17 protein-coding genes are annotated in these 19,889 nt (G+C 36.3%); 14 read left to right on the forward strand and 3 right to left on the reverse strand.

What is annotated here, in order from left to right; all coding sequences use genetic code 11:
- The first annotated feature begins 87 nt into the window (after window positions 1-87).
- The 9 genes from I589_RS15890 (at window position 88) to rbfA (ending at window position 10,527) form a co-directional block, all read left to right on the forward strand.
- Entirely contained in the window at window positions 88-2,130 is a 2,043-nt protein-coding gene (locus I589_RS15890) for a helix-turn-helix domain-containing protein (RefSeq protein ID WP_162140358.1), read from the forward strand.
- Between the two features lie 84 nt (window positions 2,131-2,214).
- A complete protein-coding gene (locus tag I589_RS15895) occupies window positions 2,215-3,525 on the forward strand; it encodes an alpha-L-fucosidase (RefSeq protein WP_010767328.1) in 1,311 nt (436 codons plus the stop codon).
- An 18-nt stretch (window positions 3,526-3,543) separates the two neighbouring features.
- Window positions 3,544-4,944 (forward strand): glycoside hydrolase family 1 protein, encoded by a 1,401-nt coding sequence (locus tag I589_RS15900; protein ID WP_010767329.1) that lies wholly within the window; start codon window positions 3,544-3,546, stop codon window positions 4,942-4,944.
- A gap of 321 nt (window positions 4,945-5,265) precedes the next feature.
- The gene (rimP, locus tag I589_RS15905) at window positions 5,266-5,739 is read left to right on the forward strand and encodes a ribosome maturation factor RimP (RefSeq protein ID WP_010767330.1); all 474 of its coding nucleotides are present in this window, start codon (window positions 5,266-5,268) and stop codon (window positions 5,737-5,739) included.
- A gap of 18 nt (window positions 5,740-5,757) precedes the next feature.
- Window positions 5,758-6,951 (forward strand): transcription termination factor NusA, encoded by a 1,194-nt coding sequence (gene nusA, locus I589_RS15910; protein ID WP_010767331.1) that lies wholly within the window; start codon window positions 5,758-5,760, stop codon window positions 6,949-6,951.
- A gap of 23 nt (window positions 6,952-6,974) precedes the next feature.
- Window positions 6,975-7,274 (forward strand): RNase P modulator RnpM, encoded by a 300-nt coding sequence (gene rnpM / locus I589_RS15915; RefSeq protein WP_010767332.1) that lies wholly within the window; start codon window positions 6,975-6,977, stop codon window positions 7,272-7,274.
- A complete protein-coding gene (locus tag I589_RS15920) occupies window positions 7,264-7,569 on the forward strand; it encodes a YlxQ-related RNA-binding protein (RefSeq protein ID WP_010767333.1) in 306 nt (101 codons plus the stop codon). The genes rnpM and I589_RS15920 overlap by 11 nt, the downstream gene beginning before the upstream one ends.
- 12 nt (window positions 7,570-7,581) lie before the next feature.
- Window positions 7,582-10,158 carry a translation initiation factor IF-2 gene (gene infB, locus I589_RS15925; protein ID WP_016250112.1) on the forward strand — a complete coding sequence of 859 codons (2,577 nt, stop codon included), beginning with the start codon at window positions 7,582-7,584 and terminating at the stop codon, window positions 10,156-10,158.
- A gap of 18 nt (window positions 10,159-10,176) precedes the next feature.
- Window positions 10,177-10,527 carry a 30S ribosome-binding factor RbfA gene (rbfA, locus tag I589_RS15930; protein WP_010767336.1) on the forward strand — a complete coding sequence of 117 codons (351 nt, stop codon included), beginning with the start codon at window positions 10,177-10,179 and terminating at the stop codon, window positions 10,525-10,527.
- A 43-nt stretch (window positions 10,528-10,570) separates the two neighbouring features.
- Here rbfA and I589_RS15935 read toward each other — a convergent pair whose 3' ends face one another.
- Window positions 10,571-11,374, reverse strand: coding sequence for a LysM peptidoglycan-binding domain-containing protein (locus I589_RS15935; RefSeq protein WP_010767337.1), 804 nt, complete (start codon window positions 11,372-11,374; stop codon window positions 10,571-10,573).
- 219 nt (window positions 11,375-11,593) lie between these two features.
- Here I589_RS15935 and I589_RS15940 point away from each other — a divergent pair, with 219 nt between their 5' ends.
- Window positions 11,594-12,904, forward strand: a complete 1,311-nt coding sequence (locus I589_RS15940) for a DUF3329 domain-containing protein (RefSeq protein WP_010767338.1) — start codon at window positions 11,594-11,596, stop codon at window positions 12,902-12,904.
- Window positions 12,905-13,263: 359 nt separating this feature from the next.
- Here I589_RS15940 and I589_RS15945 read toward each other — a convergent pair whose 3' ends face one another.
- Entirely contained in the window at window positions 13,264-14,481 is a 1,218-nt protein-coding gene (locus tag I589_RS15945; protein WP_010767339.1) for an IS110 family RNA-guided transposase, read from the reverse strand.
- A 952-nt stretch (window positions 14,482-15,433) separates the two neighbouring features.
- Window positions 15,434-15,904 carry a hypothetical protein gene (locus I589_RS15955; RefSeq protein ID WP_010767341.1) on the reverse strand — a complete coding sequence of 157 codons (471 nt, stop codon included), beginning with the start codon at window positions 15,902-15,904 and terminating at the stop codon, window positions 15,434-15,436.
- A gap of 462 nt (window positions 15,905-16,366) precedes the next feature.
- On the opposite strand from I589_RS15955, the gene I589_RS17965 reads away from it, so the two are divergent.
- The 4 genes from I589_RS17965 to ribF all read left to right on the forward strand — a co-directional run bounded on the left by I589_RS17965 (window position 16,367) and on the right by ribF (window position 19,857).
- Window positions 16,367-16,702 (forward strand): DUF1648 domain-containing protein, encoded by a 336-nt coding sequence (locus I589_RS17965; protein ID WP_162140359.1) that lies wholly within the window; start codon window positions 16,367-16,369, stop codon window positions 16,700-16,702.
- A 650-nt stretch (window positions 16,703-17,352) separates the two neighbouring features.
- Window positions 17,353-17,733: a hypothetical protein gene (locus tag I589_RS15965; RefSeq protein WP_010767343.1), complete on the forward strand. Its 381-nt coding sequence runs from the start codon at window positions 17,353-17,355 to the stop codon at window positions 17,731-17,733.
- Window positions 17,734-17,976: 243 nt separating this feature from the next.
- The gene (gene truB, locus I589_RS15970; protein WP_010767344.1) at window positions 17,977-18,897 is read left to right on the forward strand and encodes a tRNA pseudouridine(55) synthase TruB; all 921 of its coding nucleotides are present in this window, start codon (window positions 17,977-17,979) and stop codon (window positions 18,895-18,897) included.
- A gap of 12 nt (window positions 18,898-18,909) precedes the next feature.
- Window positions 18,910-19,857 carry a riboflavin biosynthesis protein RibF gene (gene ribF, locus I589_RS15975; RefSeq protein ID WP_010767345.1) on the forward strand — a complete coding sequence of 316 codons (948 nt, stop codon included), beginning with the start codon at window positions 18,910-18,912 and terminating at the stop codon, window positions 19,855-19,857.
- Window positions 19,858-19,889: the final 32 nt, after the last annotated feature.

A 19,889-nucleotide genomic window follows, 5' to 3' on the forward strand; every position in this document is an offset into this window, starting at 1 on the left:
AAAACCTCTATAGACAGTTTAAATGACCAAATTCGTTTATCTAGCAGGAACTACCTTTTGCAAGTTCGTTCTATTATAGCGAATAACATGAGTCAACTAGACATGTTGACAAAAGAAATTGGCGCAAATCCAAAAACAACGGAGAAGATGGCGAAACATCCCTATTATTCTGTGGAAATGATGAAGGAACTGCAGCGTTACAAAATAACTAGCAATATCATTGATGAAATGTATATCTATTATTATGATGAACCAAATAAATTTTACTCCTCAGCAGGAAGTCTTGACTTAGAGACTTTTGGAAAAGTGAGGTATCAATCCTATAACATTGATAAGAAGCAAATGAAAAAACTATTGGATACCAAAGTACCCAGTATAGAAACTATTCCCAGCGGTAATCAGGCTTTGGGCTTGTTAACGTATTTAGTTCCGCTTACTTCAACGAGTGGAAGTGCCTACGGATTAGTCATGTATACTATGAAAATGACAGACATAGAGGGGATACTAGATAAAACGGTAGACAAGGATACAGGCAGAGTCTATATGGTGGGTGAAAATAATCATTTGCTTGCCTCATCAAGCGGCGAAAAACTTCCTAGTTATTTTAAAGAACCAAAAGAAATTCAATTGGCGATGAACTCTTCAATGATTAAAACGTCAGATGGTGTGATTCGTATGAATCGTCTTAAGGACAACGATTTTGGGATTCAGTATGTCTCTTTTACCAATACAAGTCAGATATTTAAAGAATTAAATCGGACAAATGCGCTTGTATTGCTTGTTGTATTTATCGTGTTGATAACGGGGATTGGCGCTATTCTCATTATTGGAAGAAAACAATATCAGCCGATTAGAAAAATTGAGCGGATGATTGACAATCGAGTAGATGCCATTGTTGAACCAAGCCATTTATCTGATTTTGATAAGTTTGAATATCATGTAACCCACTTTTTAAAGCAAAATGAACAGCTCCATCAAGAAGTATTGCGTCAGACACCTTATGCGAGAGAACAAGTTATTCGGCGCTTGTTAATGGGGAGATTCAACCAGCTAGAGGAGATTCAATTGCTGCTGCAATCCGTGAATATCCATCTATTTGATGCTGGTTATTTCGTTATGCTAATTGATACAAAAATGGTGAATTCTAAAACGAGTATTCAAAATCAGGAATTCTTAATGAGCTTTCTAGATGATCTTTCAGGAGAAAATTATCAGGCATATGGCTCAGAGATGCTTTCTGAACAGGCCATTGCACTATTTGTCAGTCTAGACAAAAAAGTGACACAACAGTCTGCTGTGACAGATATTCTAAAAAAGATTGTTTCAGCGAATAGTGTTGCCCCAGCTACAGGAATAGGCAGTGTGGTAAAAGAGTTAAAAAATATTAATCGAACTTATATTGAGGGGCTTGCGGCACTTGAATATAGTACGGTATTTGAAAAACGAACGAATATCCACTACTACGAGGAGATTTCTAAAAAACAAGAGGTAGATGGTTTTGAGTATCCAAAAGATGAAAAGTTAAAGCTAAATCAGAGTTTACTTCAAGGGGATTTTGAAATTGCAAGTGAAACAATTGAACTGATGATTACTAAAGCCATTAAAAGTCAGTTAAATCCAACAGAATTGAAACTTTATACATTTGATTTATTAAATTCCGTTGTTGGAATTGGCGTCGAGATTATTGGCCCCTCTCTTATAACAGAAGTAAATGTAGAATTTCGCAATCTTACAGAGTTAAAATTAGAGTTAATTCATATGAGTAAAAAAATCTGTTTAGCTGTTCAGGCAAAACCAAAAAGCCAAGAAACTAAGTTGCATAAAGAAATCTTTGACTATCTGAATCGTGAGTATACTTCCCATGATATTTCATTAGAACAGGTAGCGAGTGAGTTTGACGTATCTATCTCTTTTATCAGCCGTTTTATAAAAAAAGAAAGCGGTCATACATTTTCTAAATATATTCAAGAGCTGCGTTTGGAGCAAATCAAAAAAGAACTAATTGATACGGACAAACCAATTAAGGATATTATTGTTAGCGTAGGCTACTATGATGTTTCAAACTATACTCGAAAATTCAAATCAATTGTGGGGATGACACCTGGACAATTTAGAAATGCTAATCGATGAGAAGAGTTATGTTCATTTTAAATCGAATGATTTGTACTTATAGAGAAAAATAGAAAAAAAGTAAAACAAAGAGAGCGTGACGAGATGAAGGAAACAAGTATACGCAAGGATATTGAGCAAAATTTGGACACAGAATATCAAGAATATGAATCTTTACCCGAAAACCTGATGAAAAAATTAGAATGGTTTCAAGATCAAAAATTAGGGGTTATTTTCCATTGGGGATTATATGCTATAGCAGGGATAGTTGAGTCGTGGCAGCTTTCAAAAGAAGATGACTGGGCAAGAAATCCAGGCTGGAGAAATAGTGTACAAGAGTTGAGAGAAGATTACTGGGGCTTGAATCACTCGTTTAATCCTTATGAATTTCATCCAGAAGAATGGGCAAAAATGTGTAAAGATGCAGGGTTTCGCTACATGATATTTACGACAAAACATCATGACGGTTTTACCATGTATGACACACAATACAGTGACTACAAGGTAACTGCTTCGCCGTGTCCGTATGCAGATAATGCACAATCTGATATTTTTGCTGAGGTTTCTGCTGCCTTTAGAAAAGAAGGTCTTTCTGTGGGGGCGTATTACTCGAAGCCAGATTGGCATTCGCCACTTTATTGGGTACCTGAAGAACAAGCCAAAGGGCGTCAAGCAAGTTATGATCCAGAAGTGTTTCCTGAGCGTTGGCGTGAGTACAATGATTTCGTGACTAATCAATTAACAGAACTCAGTGAAAATTATGGAGAAATCGCTATTTTATGGCTGGATGGCGGCTGGGTAAATGCTCGGAAGGAACAACTGGACATGGCTACGATAGCCAAACGAGTGCGGTCAGCTCAAGCCGATATGCTAATTGTTGACCGAACCATTGGCGGCATCTATGAAAACTACGTGACCCCAGAAAGAAAAATTCCGGATATTCCACCCAAAAAAGTTTGGGAAAGTAATATTCCATTAGCCAATAACTGGGGGTTTTCTCCTAATGACAAGTACAAATCCATTGATGAAATTTTACAAAGTCTTGTTCAAGTCGTTTCATTGGGTGGAAATCTTATTTTAGGTGTAGGACCTAAACCAAATGGACAGCTACCCGTTGAAGCAGTAAATATTTTAGCGAAACTGGGCAGCTGGCTCGACCGCTTTGGAGAAGCAATTTATGATACGCGTGCGGTGAAAGAGTTGAGTTATCAGGGTTGGCTCTTTACAAAAAAGAGTACTATGATCTATGCTTTTCAAGAACAAGACGCACCCCCGTTAAACTTAAATGAGCTTAGTCTTTTTGTAGAACAGGTGGTTCATTTGAATACCAAGGAGATTATCAAAGAAAGGATAATCCAGCCAATAGCAGGTGAAGAGCTTTATCAAGTCTATAAAATTACTCTACAAAAAACATGAGGGGAGGAATGTAGTGAGATGATTACTTTTTCAAAAGACTTTCTGTGGGGAGCTGCAGCATCTGCACCGCAAACAGAAGGGGCAGCATTAGTAGATGGGAAAAGCCCGACTGTCTGGGATAAATGGTTTGAGTTAGAACCGGAATTATTTTATGAAGGAGTCGGACCTGAACAAACATCAAACACCTATTATCAGTATAAAGAAGATGTTGCGCTAATGAAAAAAATGGCGCTAAATTCGTATCGAACATCTATCTCTTGGGCAAGAATATTACCTGATGGGAGAGCGGTGAACGTAAAGGCAGTTCAGTTTTACCGAGACTATTTTCAAGAAATGAAATCAAATGGAATTGAACCAATAATCAATTTATTCCATTTTGACATGCCTTGGTGGCTAATGGAAAAAGGTGGCTGGGAAACGCGTGAGTCTATAGAGGCATTTGCATTTTATGCACAAGTCGTATTTGAACAGTTTGGTGATATAATAAAAAAATGGACGACGTTTAACGAGCCACTCGTTCATGTCGAATGCGGGTATCTTGGTGAAGCACATTATCCAAAGGTAGTGGACTTTACACGTGCGATTCAAGTTGGATATCATACTTTGTTGGCTCATGCGATGGCTGTAAATAGGTACAAAAATAGTAAATATAACGATGGAGAAATCGGAATTATTTTAAATCTATCACCTGTTTATCCTAAAAGTACCCATGTAGAAGATAAGAAGGCGGCACATATCACTGATTTAATTTATATCAGAAGCTTTTTGGATACCGTTGTACATGGCTACTTTCCTGAAGAATTAATTCAACTTTTTAAAACACATCAACTGCTACCAAAAGTTGAAGAAGAAGATAAGGAAATTTTTCAAAGGAACATCGTTGATTTTTTAGGGGTTAATTATTATCAACCCTTGCGTGTACAAAGACCTAAAAAGGAGCAATTTCCAGCACAATTTCCTAGTGCATTTGCTAGCCACTATGATTGGCCGAATAAAAAGATAAATCCATATCGAGGTTGGGAAATTTATCCAGAAGGAATTTATGATTTAGGTATGCGGCTGAAAAATGAATACAAAAATATTTCATGGTACGTGTCAGAAAATGGGATGGGTGTATCAGAAGAAGAGCGATTTTTAGATGAGTCTGGAGTTGTTCAGGATAGTTATCGAATTGATTTTTTAAAGGAGCATTTGATTATGTTGCAAAAAGCAATCAGTGAAGGAAGTAATTGCTTTGGCTATCATATGTGGACATTTGTAGACTGCTGGTCTTGGTTAAATGCTTATAAAAATAGATATGGGTTTTATCGAATTGATTTAGAGAATCAGTTTAAGCGATCAGAAAAGGCAAGCAGTCTTTGGTTAAAGCAAGTCATTGTAGAAAATGGGTTTCCAATGACTGATGAGAGAAAAGGGTGACTCACTAACATAGTTCTGTATATGATTTCATTGCAGGATGAAAAATGAATGCGGTGGATTCATCATTTATAAAGTGCATGCGCTCATAAATGAAGGTATGACAGTAATCTGCTTTTCGAATAGAAAGTCAATAATCTAAATTAAGGTTGTATAAATCAGTTTTTCTCCTTTTAAAGGACTAGCCAAATGGAATATTTGAATTTACTACGAAACTATGCTATAGTTATTTATGGTAATGATACTAATTGTGAGTGAGCGGATTTTTCGCTCACTCTTTTTAATGGAATTACGGAATTAGACTCTTAAAGGAGGCGAAAAATTTTGAGTAATGTGGTAGAAACGGTGACCGATTTTCTAATGCCCATCTTAGATGAACAAAATTTTGAACTTGTAGAAGTGGAATTTGTAAAGGAAGGAAAAAATTGGTTTCTTCGTGTGTACATCGACAAAGATGGTGGTATTGATATCGAAGAATGTGCGCTAGTGAGTGAACGATTAAGTGAAAAGTTAGATTCTGCCGATCCAGATCCTATCCCACAAGCATATTTTCTAGAGGTTTCATCTCCTGGAGCTGAACGTCCGTTAAAAAAAGAAGCTGATTATGAAAAAGCTATTGGAGAATATATCCATGTTTCACTTTATCAAGCAATTGATGGAGAAAAGATTTACCAAGGATTTTTACAATCTGTTACTCCAGAAGAGCTTGTTTTAAAAATCAGAATCAAAACGCGGGAAAAAGAACTTGTTTTAGAACGTAAAAATATTGCGAAAGCTCGTTTAGCTATTCAATTTTAATATCGGAGGAATTAAAAAATGAGTAAAGAAATGTTGAACGCTTTAGATGCTCTTGAAGCTGAAAAAGGCGTATCTAAAGAAATCGTCATTGAGGCTCTAGAAGCAGCACTAGTTTCTGCATACAAACGTCACTATGGTCAAGCACAAAACGTTGTTGTAGAATTTGAACAAAAAAAAGGAAACATTCACGTATATGCAGTAAAAGAAGTAACAGAAGAGGTAATGGATTCTCAGTTAGAAGTATCATTAAAAGATGCGTTACTGATTAATCCAGCTTATGAAATTGGTGATACAATTCGTTTTGAAGTTACACCAAAAGATTTTGGTCGAATTGCGGCACAAACAGCAAAACAAGTGATTTTGCAACGTGTTCGTGAAGCGGAACGAGATATTATCTACAATGAATTCAGTGCATACGAAAAAGATATCATGCAAGGAATTGTTGAAAGACAAGATCACCGCTATATCTATGTAAATTTAGGCAAAATTGAAGCTGTCTTATCAAAGCAGGATCAAATGCCAAATGAATTTTATCAGCCACATGATCGTATTAAAGTCTATGTTGCTCGTGTTGAAAAGTCTTCAAAAGGACCTCAAGTATTTGTTAGCCGTAGCCATCCTGATTTATTACGTCGCTTATTTGAGCAAGAAGTACCAGAAGTTTATGATGGGATTGTAGAAATCATCAGTATTGCACGTGAAGCAGGCGATCGTTCAAAAATTGCTGTTCATTCTATGGATGAAAACATTGATCCCGTGGGTACATGTGTTGGACCAAAAGGACAACGAGTTCAGGCAATTGTTAATGAATTAAAGGGTGAAAATATGGATATTGTTGAATGGAATGATGATCCAGCAATCTATATTGCCAATGCACTAAACCCTGCACAGGTAGTAGATGTTATATTTGATCCTACAAATAGTAAAGCGTGCACAGTGGTTGTACCTGATTATCAATTATCATTAGCTATTGGAAAACGTGGTCAAAATGCGCGTCTTGCAGCGAAATTAACTGGATTCAAAATTGATATTAAGTCAGAATCTGATATGGCTAGTTTCTATGAGCAAGAAGCAGAAAAATCGGATGAGATTATTGCGTCAGATATGACTGCAGATGATTACGAAAATATGGAATTTAATGAAGCAGAGACAGAAGCACTTGAAGAAGCAGAAGCTGTCGAAGAAGCAGAAGTAGTTGAAGAAACAGAATAAATAGTTTTGGGAGGCGAAAATAGATGAAAAAACGAAAAATCCCTTTGCGAAAATCAGTTGTATCTGGGGAGATGAAGCCTAAAAAAGAAATGATTCGTATTACACGTTCTAAAGAAGGCGAAGTCGCCATCGATCCAACCGGAAAATTACCAGGGCGAGGAGCTTATGTTTCTATTGAGCCGGCAGAAGTTCAACAAGCTTGGGATAAGAAAATTCTTGATCGCGTGTTAGAAACAACACTGTCAGATGAATTTTATCAAGAACTGCTGGACTATGTTACACACCAAAAAGCGCGAAGAGAGTTATTTGCAAATGACAAATGATCAAAAGGCACTGAATATGTTGGGGTTAGCTATGCGTGCTGGAAAACTGGTCACTGGAGAAGAGATGACAATACAAGACATCCGTCGCCAAAAATCAAAATTAGTTTTTGTTGCGAGCGATGCCAGTGAAAATACTAGAAAAAAATTACAAGACAAGAGTTCTCATTATGAAGTGACTTGCTTAGAATCGTTTACCCACGAAGAGCTTAGCCAAGCAATTGGAAAGGCGCGGATGGTTATCGGAATCAACGATCAAGGGTTCGCGAAGAAGATCAAGGAACTAATATTAGGTTAGGAAGGTGATTGCATGGGGAAAAAACGAATTTACGAACTTGCAAAAGAAATTAATAAATCAAGCAAAGATGTTGTGGATAAGGCACAAGCTCTAGGCATGGATGTTAAAAATCATATGGGGTCAATCTCTGGAGATGATGAAAAAAAATTGCGTCAAGCATTATCAGGGGGAACTACTATGACAACATCAAATACAAATCAAGCACGTCCACAAAATCAGAAACCAGCAAATCAAAAACCAGCTAACCAGAATCAAACGCAAAGCCAACAAGGACAACAACGTCCGCAAACAAATCAAAACCGTCCAGCAGGACAAGGACAACAGCGTCCACAAACAAACCAAAACCGTCCAGCAGGACAAGGACAACAACGTCCACAAACAAATCAAAATCGTCCAGCAGGACAAGGACAACAACGTCCACAAACAAATCAAAATCGTCCAGCAGGACAAGGACAGCAACGTCCACAGACAAATCAAAACCGTCCAGCAGGACAAGGACAGCAACGTCCACAAACAAATCAAAATCGTCCAGCAGGACAAGGACAACAACGTCCACAGACAAATCAAAACCGTCCAGCAGGACAAGGACAGCAACGTCCACAAACAACCCAAGGAACTAGCCAAGGACAACAAAGTAACCAAAACCGTTCAGGCGGCGGACAAGGAAATACTCAAAACCGTGGTGGGCGTACAAACAACTACGGTAATCAAAATCGTAATAATTTTGGTGGAAACCAAAACCGTAACAAGTTTAATAAAAAAGGGAAAAAAGGAAAGCATCAACCACAATCCAATAAACCAGCAGTTCCACCACGTAAATTCCGTGAACTTCCAGAAGTGTTAGAGTACACAGAAGGGATGAATGTTGCTGATATCGCGAAAAAGATCCATCGTGAACCTGCTGAAATTATCAAAAAACTCTTTATGATGGGTGTAATGGTTAACCAAAACCAAGCACTTGATAAAGATACAATCGAATTACTTGCAGCAGATTATGGTATGGAAGCTGAAGAAAAAGTACAAGTGGATGTAGCCGATATTGATAAATTCTTTGAACCAGAAGCTTTAGTTGAAGAAAATCTAGTTTCTCGTCCACCGGTTGTAACGATTATGGGACACGTTGACCATGGGAAAACAACATTGCTTGATACTCTACGCCATTCACGCGTAACAAGTGGTGAAGCAGGTGGGATTACTCAGCATATTGGGGCATATCAAATTGATATTGATGGCAAACCTATTACATTCTTGGATACTCCAGGACATGCGGCATTCACAAGTATGCGTGCACGTGGTGCTAGTATCACTGATATCACTATCTTAGTTGTAGCAGCTGATGATGGAGTAATGCCACAAACAATTGAAGCAATTAACCATGCAAAAGCAGCAAACGTTCCAATTATTGTTGCGGTGAATAAGATTGATAAACCGGCAGCTAACCCTCAACATGTAATGCAGGAATTAAGTGAATATGAGTTAATCCCAGAAGCGTGGGGTGGGGAAACCATCTTTGTTGAAATTTCAGCGAAATTTGGCCAAAACATTGAAGAACTTTTAGAAATGGTTCTTTTAGTGGCAGAGGTTGAGGATTTAAAAGCTGATCCTAAGATGCGTGCAATTGGTACTGTTATTGAAGCTCGTCTTGATAAAGGAAAAGGACCGGTTGCAACTTTACTTGTTCAACAAGGAACCTTACATGTAGGAGATCCTATTGTTGTAGGAAATACTTATGGTCGTGTGCGTGTAATGACCAATGATATAGGCCGTCGTGATAAAGCTGCGGGTCCTGCAACACCAGTTGAGATTACAGGATTGAATGATGTACCACAAGCAGGAGATCGTTTTGTTGTCTATGAGGATGAAAAAACAGCTCGTGCTGCTGGGGAAGAACGTGCTAAACGTGCATTACTTGAGCAACGTGCAGTAAGTAGTCGTGTAACATTGGATAACTTGTTTGAAAGCTTAAAAGATGGTGAGTTAAAAGATGTTAACGTCATTATTAAAGCGGATGTTCAAGGATCTGCTGAAGCCTTGGCTGCTTCATTGAAGAAGATTGATGTTGAAGGTGTGCGTGTGAAAATCGTCCATTCAGCAGTTGGAGCAATCAATGAAAGTGACGTAACACTTGCAGCAGCAAGTAACGCAATTATCATTGGATTTAACGTTCGTCCTACAACTCAAGCAAAACAACAAGCAGAATCAGAGGAAGTAGATATTCGTTTACACCGAATTATTTATAAAGCAATTGATGAAATCGAAACAGCAATGAAAGGCATGTTAGATCCTGAATTTGAAGAAAAAATTACAGGACAAATGGTTGTTCGTGAACTTTACAAAGTTTCTAAAGTTGGAACAATTGCCGGTTGTTATGTAACAGAAGGCTTCATCAGACGTGATAGTGGCGTACGTGTCATCCGTGATGGTATTGTTATCTATGAAGGAGTTCTAGCAAGCTTGAAACGTTTTAAAGACGATGCAAAAGAAGTAAAATTAGGCTATGAATGTGGCGCGATGATTGAAAAATTCAATGACTTAAAAGTTGAAGATGTTATCGAAGGCTTCGTCATGGAAGAAATTAAAAACGATTAATTAAAGGAGGCCGCTCAAATGGCTAACTATAGAGACCGCCGAGTCGGTCAAGAAATTTTGAAAGAAGTAAACGCAATTCTACGAAAAAAAGTACGTGATCCTCGAGTACAAGAGGTAACAATTACGGACGTTCGTGTGACAGGTGATTTACAGCAAGCAACCATTTACTACAGTTTATTATCAGATTTAGCATCTGATCAACAAAAAGCACAACAAGGATTGGATAAGGCAACAGGTCTGATTCGACGAGAGTTGGGTCACGCACTGAGCTTATACAAAACACCTGAGCTAATTTTTGAGTTAGATGAATCCGTAAAATACGGTAACCATATCGATGATTTGATTCGTAAACTAAATACACAAGACTAAAACGAAGCGGAAAACCCTATGTCGATTGGGGTTTTCCGCTTTTTTATTTTATACGAATTGATTGTCCGGGGATTAAATTGAAATTATCTGGACTCATACCATTTAGTTCAAAGATAGTTTCTACAGGGACACCGGTACGTTCCGCAATTTGATCTGGCCCTTCTCCAACTTGTACTACCGTATACTTTTCACCAGCTAAACGCTCACTTGATTGTAGAACCTCAGAGTATGCTGTGGGGGATTCTGATTTTTCTGTTTGTTGAGGAGATTCAACAGTATATTCTTCATATGAAGGTTCACTAAATTCTGGTGCTTCAGGTGTAGAAGATGCCATATATGCATCGAAAATTTTTTGAGCTTCTTTAGAATAAACATCTATTAACTTGCCGACCCATTCTTCATAAACAGAATAGTCATCTTGTGTATTTAATTGTATTCCAGCCATTTTTGTTACACCTTCATTTGAAATTTCGGCAAGTGTGGCCACTTTTTTATTTGATAATTCGGCTAAAGCATTTATTCCACCTTGAATAGATGGATATTCTGCATTATATTCATCAACTAATTTAGGTGCTTCTTCTTGCAACTTTTTAGTATATTCATCAAGAACGGATTGGTAGGTCGTTTTTAATTCTACTTCTTTTGTAGTTTCTTCTATTTTAGTAGAAGACTTAGTTATGTTTGCTTTAGTATTGCTTGTTTTAGTACCATTTGTTTTAGTATCACTTGTTTCAGCTAGTGATGTTGACGAATGACTAGAATTACTAATTTGTTCATTTTTATTGTTTGAGCATCCACTCAAAAAAATCACTGCTAATAGTGTGAATATCAATCCTGACTTTTTCAATTTCTTCCCTCATTTCCCTATTTTAATCACTTTCATTATAGCAGATTATACATAAAAAATACTATCGTAATAAAATGATATAATTGGATAATGTACTTATTAAATCATTTTATTTGATAAATATATATGCCATTTTCAAGAATATCAATATAAAAGTGCTTGTTATTTATTTTTTGTGGTAGAATTACAGTTAAAGTTTCATTTATAAAAGAGGTAAAAATGAGAAAGAAAATAATTTTTGGAATAATGTTAGTTTTATTTATAACAATAGTGGGCATAAATCTCTATACACCATTGTATTCAGATGACTTATATATGACTCAATATAAATCGGTTATGGATATATGGAATGCAAGTGTAGATGACTATTTCAATTGGAACGGTCGTTTTATAGGACAGACTTTATTTAGGCTGTTAGTTTATATCCCTTCATGGTTATTTGCACTCGTAAACGCTGCAATATTCTGTATTTTTGTATTTGTGACGTTTCTACTGTCTTCAAAAAATTGGAAAAATTTATCCCCATTAAAGCTAGTTATTGTTATCAGTTTGTTTGTTCTATTTATCCCTTCGTTTGGGCAAACCATATTATGGAGAGCTGGCGCAGGGAACTATTTATGGACGACAACTATAATCTTATCAATGATACTGCCTTATTACAGTCATTTTTTTGAAACTCATGAGGGGTTATTATTTCCCAAAAGGATATTATATCCTTATCTAACTATTTTTGGGATTGCTGCTGGACTGTCAAATGAAAATACGTCAGGCGGTTTACTACTTTGTTTACTTGGTTTTCTAGGTTATGAATATTTTCATAAAAAGAAGGTGGCATGGTGGCAAGTATATGGTTTTATGGCAACTTTATTTGGCTTTCTAATCTTATTGATGTCTCCAGGAAACAAAATTAGAACTGCTGCAACAGTTGGATCAGACTACTTAACACTAAAAAATATGGTTTTATGGCTATTAAATATTATGGAAGCTCTGTATAATGAGCATCTTTGGTTGTTTGTCGGTATAGCTGTTTGTGCCACGTTATCCTTACTATTTTGGTTTGATAAAAAGAAGTACCTTATGGGTGTTTTTTTTACAATTATCGGTTTAGCAACTATCTATGCATTAATAATGTCTCCGTTAGGGCATGAGGGTGGTCGTCCGTTTTTTGGCGGATTAGTATTTTTAATTCTTGGACTTTTGAACTTCTTTCCAGATGAAAAGACTAGTGATGTTACCCGAAAAATATACTATCCATTCGTATCTGCCTTACTTGTTGTCACGTTGTTCACTGCAGTTGTAGGATTGAAAGATTACTATTATTCTAGCCAAGCGATAAAAGCCAGATATGATTTTGTGGAAAGCCAAATTGACTCTAATGATAGAATCGAAGCGCAAGAACTAAGCTATCAACCGCAAAGTCGTTTCTCGATTAATTATGGATTAGAAGATATTGGTGAAGATGAATATGCATTTCCAAACTCTGGATACCAAGTTTATTTTGGCATAAAAGGGATTATTTTGAAGGATTAACAATCACGGTGAAAGAAGAAATAGATATGTTATTTGTTGGAATGGAAAAGAGAGTGGGACATAACTAATTAAGTTGTTCCCCACCTTTGTAAAACCTTAATAAAGGTTGGGAACGGAAGGAACTCATCTCCACTGCGTTTCGCTCTCAACAACTTCTACCTAGAGTTGAAGGCTTCGAAAATAAGCTGAACATTTCTGTCCCGACCTCTTTCCTACGATTAGTCAAGAAGAAAATCTAACGATCTTCTTACGTTTTAACTAGGGCAAGAATAACCATCAAAGCACACACCAAATAAACCAGATGTCTACCTAAAATTTTTATCTGGTTTGTGGTATAATTTGCTCATAAGGACTTGTCCTTATTGGTCGTTAGAGGCCGTATACGCATAAGCGTACCTTGTATGATTCCTGACCATGGAATACATGCACTTCAGAAGCTTGTTGATACAAGCAACTGTGGCAACCTTCTCTTTCTTAGGAGCAGGTTGCTTTTTTAGTTTATAGTAATAATCTACTAAGTGATTAGGAGCAGCTCGCTGCTGTCGAATCATGTTTCGGATGGTGAAGTAAAGAATTTTTCGTGCCTTTGGATTCCCTCTCTTGTTGATGTGGTCTTTTCCAACATACTTTCCAGATTGAAAGCGTCGAATATCAATCCCAACAAAAGCATTTAGCTTATTTGAAGTAGAGAATCGTTGGATATCGCCTAATTCGCCAAGTAAAAGCACAGCGGTCAATTCCCCAATTCCTGGGATTGACTGATATAATTGAAACGCTTCAAAAGACTGCGCACGTTCAATCATCTGTTGTGCCAACTGGTCCTTTTGTTCAAGTAGGTCTTGAAGCAGACAGGCGTAGTATCGGACTTTTTGACACTGAATACTGTCAGAGTCAACGGCAGGATATGCACAGGAAGCGTAGGCCAAAAGTTGATCCGCTTTTTGCCATGCTCTATTTTCCGAGATCTTTTTTCGAGTTGCTTTCATTAAGCGATTTTTGATTTTCGTTCGACTGGAAGAAAGAGCAAAGGCGGGATGAGGGAATAGTTCAATAAGGGACAAAGCATAAAGGGTCACACGACTGGAAAAGAACTGTTCTACTTCTGGAAAAGTCAGTTGTAAGGCATTGTGTAAGTCCATGCGAATGCGTTTGATTTTTTCCTCTATTTCTTGATAGAAGCGGGAAAGATCCCGTAAATCCAAGTAGTGTGATTGTTGGAGTTGTTTGATAGGTCGCTGATTTTTCCAATGAGTCTGAGCTAATTGATGGGCATCGGCTTGATCGGTTTTCCAACTACGCAAAGAGCCTTCCTCCAACTGCTTTTTTGCTTCTAAAGGATTTAACAGACTATAGAATAGGTGATTGTCCTGACAAAATTTTTCTAACGGACGAGAGTAGACTCCTGTCGCTTCAAAAACAATTTCAGGTGTATCAGGTAACGACCGAATTTCTTCCAATAACAGATGAAATCCTTGTTGAGTATGCGTAATTTTCCCTTCTGAAAGACAATATTCGTCTTGGTAAAGCACTTTGTAACTTTCCCCTTTTGAGACATTAAAAGCTAAGATAAACGTCATTATTTTTTCTCTTTTCTTTTTTATTGAAAGACCTTCACTGATTCCTTCCGATTCTACTTTCCTTTACACGGACTCGTAGTCCCAACATACTTAAACCTGATTCTAAAAGGATAGTGAAGGAGCTCGGTTTATATTTCGGACTCGTAGTCCTTGAGGTCTTGTTCGAACTTCCTTTCACCCTCACTATACGCTATAAATAGAAATTAGTGGGTAAGATATTCCGGCGAATATCCTACCCACTAATCTTAGTATGTTTTAGTTTAGTTATATTGACGAGTGATTACACCTATAGAACTAAACTAAATTTTAGAAGAAGGAAAGAAATTTTAATTGCTAAAAAAATACACGGGTCATCCTCTTTGATACATACAGTGAAAAAATTAGTTTAGGAAAGATTTCTTTACTCAAAAAGAGATAGATCATGACAGAATCTAAGACTTCTAAAATAGATATAAAGAGGTACCTATTTGTTTCTTATAAAACGCTTCTTCTCATATGTCAAATTTGTTTCTGTTTTGAATTCATTCTTACTTTTCTTATGAATAACATTATAGATAACGACGGATTTAAAATTGCATGACCAAGAAAGCATATAGACAAAATTGTTGAACCGATACCAACATTTCCATCAGGTGGACTACTAAAAAGATAAATCATCACAGCATAAAGCAAACTATATGCTGATAAGAAAAACATACATAAAATCGAAATGACTACAAAAAAGTATTTCTGTTTAACTAATGAAATAAGATAAATAGCAAGTAAGATACTGACTATGTAAGCGGATAATGGGTGTACAAACAAAAAAAATAGAATGACTGCAGTGTTAATTACTATCAATAATATGTATAGAAATTTTTCCATGTTAAGAAACCTCCAATTCTTATTAGTGTGACATAAAGAGACCACCATGTATCGAATACATAGTGGCAACAGACAGTATGCTGTTTCATTATAGCCAAGTCTGCTTTAAAACAAAATAGCTACCTCTAATTTCTCCAGCAAGTTTTGATTTTTGTTTAGCAAATTTAAATTTTCCTTCTAATTCTTCTGGAATTTGCATACCCTCTGAGAGTTTAATCCCCACTGCTCGTTTAGGTTTCTCGCCATTCTTTGTATATAGAACATTAAGAACCATCCCATTCTCAAAGTAAAATTCAGGCCAATAGATATTTTCGTCTTCATAAATGGCAACTTCTAGAACCTTAGACTGAAATTCTAAATTACGCTCCTCGATTAAAATCTTTTTAAGCCAGTTAACTTCTTCTGGTTTCTTTTTGGCTGGAAAGGTTACATAGTCATATTTAAACTTATTCCAAAAATAACGAGCTTCGTTCGCTCTTAAGCCAGCCAACGCTTCAGCAACAGGTGAAGCTTCTAATCCTATGGTTTCTATTTCATTAAAATTTACTTTGTATGACATGTTTATTCATCTCTCTTTCTAGGTTTCATTGCTTTTCTGACTTCACCATATTTTAAAATGAAAGAAAAAATTCCTTACTGTGCTGTGGTTGTAACAGCTAAACTCTTTTCTTATTCTATCTTCTCATATAAAATCAGGATTCTCTTCATCTTGTCAATAGTATATGAACACCAGTTCACTTTGTAAAGTAAAATGAAAATAAAGATTTTATAGAAAAGTGACAAATTTTATAAAGGGTAGGTTCATTTACAATCAGAAAATTCTCCACTGTTTTTTACAACCTTTGTAGCGTGCTACGACTTGATGTATACAAGAATGAACCCTCTAACAATTTATTTTACAATTGAAAGCTGCAAGAGTGAAAAAAAAGGAAACAAGTGGAAGAGTTCTATCTTTATTATTAATAAGGTATATAATAAAGATAAACGTATGAAAGATGAGATTTAAATGGGGAATTACATAGTGAAACATTATAATTTTTTTATTAAAGTAAATTGGATTTTAAGTGTAGTAACTGCAGTAGCGAATATATTTCTTTATACTAAACTACCTCAAATAGTTGGTAATCACTTTAACATGTTGGGAATCCCTGATAGTTCAGGTGGAAAAGCAATTATATGGGCGTTCCCATTAATCTTTTTGGTATGTGCATTTTTATTTAATGAAGCATATATTGATAAGTTAAGTCTTGGCTGGATTAAAAATAAAAAAATAATGAAAATTTGTATATTGGGGGTACAAATCATTCTGTGGATAGCTATACTAAGTCCCTATATTTATTATTTTTCGATAATATAGTAACGATAAAAAAAGTATGAGTAAATCTGAACAAAAGTGGAGACCATTCATTCTTAAAGCGTTTGGCTTTTAGAGATTGATGAGAGCAAACGCAGTATCTTTATTAAGAATTTACGAGGATGAGACATAACTTAAACAGTTATGTCCCATCCTTTTTTTACCAGGTTTTGTAAGTAACGAGGAAATTTGGGAGAAAAAATTAATTCTTTCTCCATTCGAACTTTTCTTTCACTGAATCTGCATAATATAGCCCCTCATTGGATTTTTTTAGTGCCTAATCTCTTTTTTTAAATTATTTTATCGGCCGTCTTTTGTTCGTATTGGACACGCAAATGATTTATAAAAACACTTTGTATGGTTTTTAAAAGGGGGAGTTCATTTCTGCATAGAATGGGTCTAAGTTTGTCTTACAAATGGAACTTGGGCTAAGATCAAATTTTAAATTGCGTAAAAAATTGGGGAATAGTACATTTATAAATTTAATATATAGAGTAGTGGGAACGTGTATAGAATAATAAATACTCTCTTGATTAAGTTGATGAATGGATAGAGGAATAAAGGAATTATAGTTAAATAAATATCAACTGTTATTTATCATCTATCTTTCTCATGGTATACTGGGGAAGTATCATATTTTTAAGGAGGATATTATGAAAAAAGTTATAACAGGAGTTATTTTGACGATAGGTTTGGTATTGGTTGGCTGTTCTTCGGTAAAAACCGAAGTGTTCACTCAAGTGATGACTGGGATGAAAGCTGAGGTCAAGATTGGTCATAAAAAAGATACTATTGAGTCTATGGAAATGACGATAAAGTTTGATAATGAGGCATTTGGTATTGACGATAAAGAGGCTGCCCAAGAAGTTGTAGACACAATGAATAAGCCAGAAGAACTGGAAAAAGCGAGCATGGATTATAATAACAAGGAGACAACGATTACTTTTAAAGCTTCTGATAAGATGTTAAAAGATGGAGAATCGTATACAGATGTAGAAAAAGAAATGAAAGATCAAGGATTTAAAAAGAAATAATAGTACATAGTCAATACATTTTGCCTGAGGATGGGGACAGAAGAGATTAACTCCGAGAAATAGGAGAGAGTCATTTCAGTCCCCACCCTCATTTTTTTCCGAGTCTCCCTTTAAAAAAAGTATTGGAACGTGCAGCATTATTGACGGGATAGCTCTTTACCGATTTTTAGGCTAAGATGTTTAGCAATTTTTCCGACTATGTTATAATGATACAGTTGAATTCATAGGAAATGAGGATATGTGATGGAGGGCATTTTGCCATTATGGAAAGAGCGTGGCATGACCAGTCATGACTGCGTATTTAAACTAAGAAAGATTTTGAAAACCAAGAAGATTGGTCATGGGGGGACTCTTGATCCTGATGTAGATGGGGTGTTGCCAATCTGTATAGGTAAAGCAACCAAGGTGATTGAATATATGGTAGACTCCGGAAAAATTTATGAAGGAGAAATTACATTAGGCTTCTCTACGACCACCGAAGATCGTTCGGGAGAAATAGTTGAAAAAAAAGAGGTAGAAACGCCTCTAACCAATGAACAAATTGATGCAGCTATGAATCAGATGAATGGAACGATTACTCAAATTCCTCCGATGTATTCAGCGGTTAAGGTGAATGGAAAACGCTTGTATGAATACGCTAGAAATGGTGAAACAGTTGAAAGACCCAGGAGAACGGCGGAAATTCATTCATTTGTCCGAACAACAGAACCTACATGGGATGAAGAAGCCAAAACACAATCTTGGCGATTTAAGGTGATTTGCGGAAAAGGAACCTATGTCCGTACGCTTTCAGTTGATACAGGAGCACTTTTAGGTTATCCCGCGCACATGTCAGATTTGAGTCGATTAGCAAGCGGAGGACTTTCTAAAGAACAATCCTTAACCTTAGAGCAAGTCGCACAAGTAATGGAAAATCATACAATAAATGATGTACTGCTACCAATTGAATACGGAGTTTCTTCGTTAAAAAGAGTGGATATCACTGAAGAAGTGTGGGAAAAAGTAAAAAATGGCATGCGTCTTTCTTATGAGGTATTCAGTTTAAAGAAGATGCCTGAGGAAGAAATTGCTTTATTTTATGAAGGAAACGTAGTCAGCATTTATTTGCCCAATCCGAAAGAAAAAAATATTTTAAAACCAAGTAAGGTTCTTAGAAATGAATAGAAGGTATAGATAATGAAAATTATTAAATTAAGACATCCATATAAACAAACAGAAATTCCAACAGAAAAAGTCGTACTTGTACTTGGTTTCTTTGATGGCGTTCATAGAGGGCATCAAAAAGTAATTGAGACAGGGAAAAAGCTAGCCGAAGAAAATCAGCTGAAACTTGCGGTTATGACCTTTAACCAACATCCGTCCATTGTTTTTCAAAAATTATTGCCTGAAAATATGCGTTATCTGACTAGCCTTGAACAAAAGGAAAGACATATGGCTGAGTTAGGTGTTGATTATTTGTATGAAGTAGAATTTACCTCTTCATTTGCAAGCTTACCGCCACAAGCATTTGTCGATCAATATATTGTTGACCTTCATGCTGAATATGCAGTATCAGGATTTGATTATACGTATGGTCCAAAAGATATAGCAGATGTTAAACATCTTCCTGAGTATGCGAAAGGTCGATTTGAAACGATTACTGTACCAAAAGAAGAAGATGAAGGAGAGAAAATCAGCTCCACTCGTATTCGTGAATTAATGGCGCAGGGAAATATGGAAGAGGTAACTAATTTATTAGGCTATACTTATGAGATTGAGGGAACTGTGATTCATGGTGACGCTCGAGGCCGCTTATTAGGCTTTCCAACTGCAAATATAAAAACAAAAAGTACCGTACGCTTACCGGAAGAAGGTGTATATGTATCTGAACTAAAAGTTGGGGATACATGGTATCCGGCAATGGGTTCAATCGGGCATAATGATACATTTGGTGCCGGACGAGAGCTAACGGTTGAAGTGTATATTCTTGATTTTCATCGCGACATTTATGGTGAACAAGTTGCAGTACGCTGGAATCATCTCTTACGTGAACAAGTGGCATTTGATGGTGCAGAAGCACTGGTTAAGCAATTAAAGCAAGATGAAGTAGACACACGAGCCTATTTTGAAAAAAGAAATGCCTAGTTTTACGTTAAATAAATGGACCCATTCCAGTG

Source organism: Enterococcus phoeniculicola ATCC BAA-412, assembly GCF_000407505.1.
Taxonomy (GTDB): domain Bacteria; phylum Bacillota; class Bacilli; order Lactobacillales; family Enterococcaceae; genus Enterococcus_K; species Enterococcus_K phoeniculicola.

Excerpts from the sequence above, each read along its gene's own strand:
- rnpM (WP_010767332.1), top strand. The coding sequence starts at position 6,975 with ATGAAAAAACGAAAAATCCCTTTGCGAAAATCAGTTGTATCTGGGGAG.
- rbfA (WP_010767336.1), top strand. The coding sequence starts at position 10,177 with ATGGCTAACTATAGAGACCGCCGAGTCGGTCAAGAAATTTTGAAAGAA.
- I589_RS15895 (WP_010767328.1), top strand. The coding sequence starts at position 2,215 with ATGAAGGAAACAAGTATACGCAAGGATATTGAGCAAAATTTGGACACA.
- I589_RS15945 (WP_010767339.1), bottom strand. The coding sequence starts at position 14,481 with ATGACGTTTATCTTAGCTTTTAATGTCTCAAAAGGGGAAAGTTACAAA.
- ribF (WP_010767345.1), top strand. The coding sequence starts at position 18,910 with ATGAAAATTATTAAATTAAGACATCCATATAAACAAACAGAAATTCCA.
- I589_RS15940 (WP_010767338.1), top strand. The coding sequence starts at position 11,594 with ATGAGAAAGAAAATAATTTTTGGAATAATGTTAGTTTTATTTATAACA.
- I589_RS15890 (WP_162140358.1), top strand. The coding sequence starts at position 88 with ATGAGTCAACTAGACATGTTGACAAAAGAAATTGGCGCAAATCCAAAA.
- I589_RS15920 (WP_010767333.1), top strand. The coding sequence starts at position 7,264 with ATGACAAATGATCAAAAGGCACTGAATATGTTGGGGTTAGCTATGCGT.
- I589_RS15900 (WP_010767329.1), top strand. The coding sequence starts at position 3,544 with ATGATTACTTTTTCAAAAGACTTTCTGTGGGGAGCTGCAGCATCTGCA.
- truB (WP_010767344.1), top strand. The coding sequence starts at position 17,977 with ATGGAGGGCATTTTGCCATTATGGAAAGAGCGTGGCATGACCAGTCAT.
- infB (WP_016250112.1), top strand. The coding sequence starts at position 7,582 with ATGGGGAAAAAACGAATTTACGAACTTGCAAAAGAAATTAATAAATCA.
- nusA (WP_010767331.1), top strand. The coding sequence starts at position 5,758 with ATGAGTAAAGAAATGTTGAACGCTTTAGATGCTCTTGAAGCTGAAAAA.
- I589_RS15955 (WP_010767341.1), bottom strand. The coding sequence starts at position 15,904 with ATGTCATACAAAGTAAATTTTAATGAAATAGAAACCATAGGATTAGAA.
- I589_RS15965 (WP_010767343.1), top strand. The coding sequence starts at position 17,353 with ATGAAAAAAGTTATAACAGGAGTTATTTTGACGATAGGTTTGGTATTG.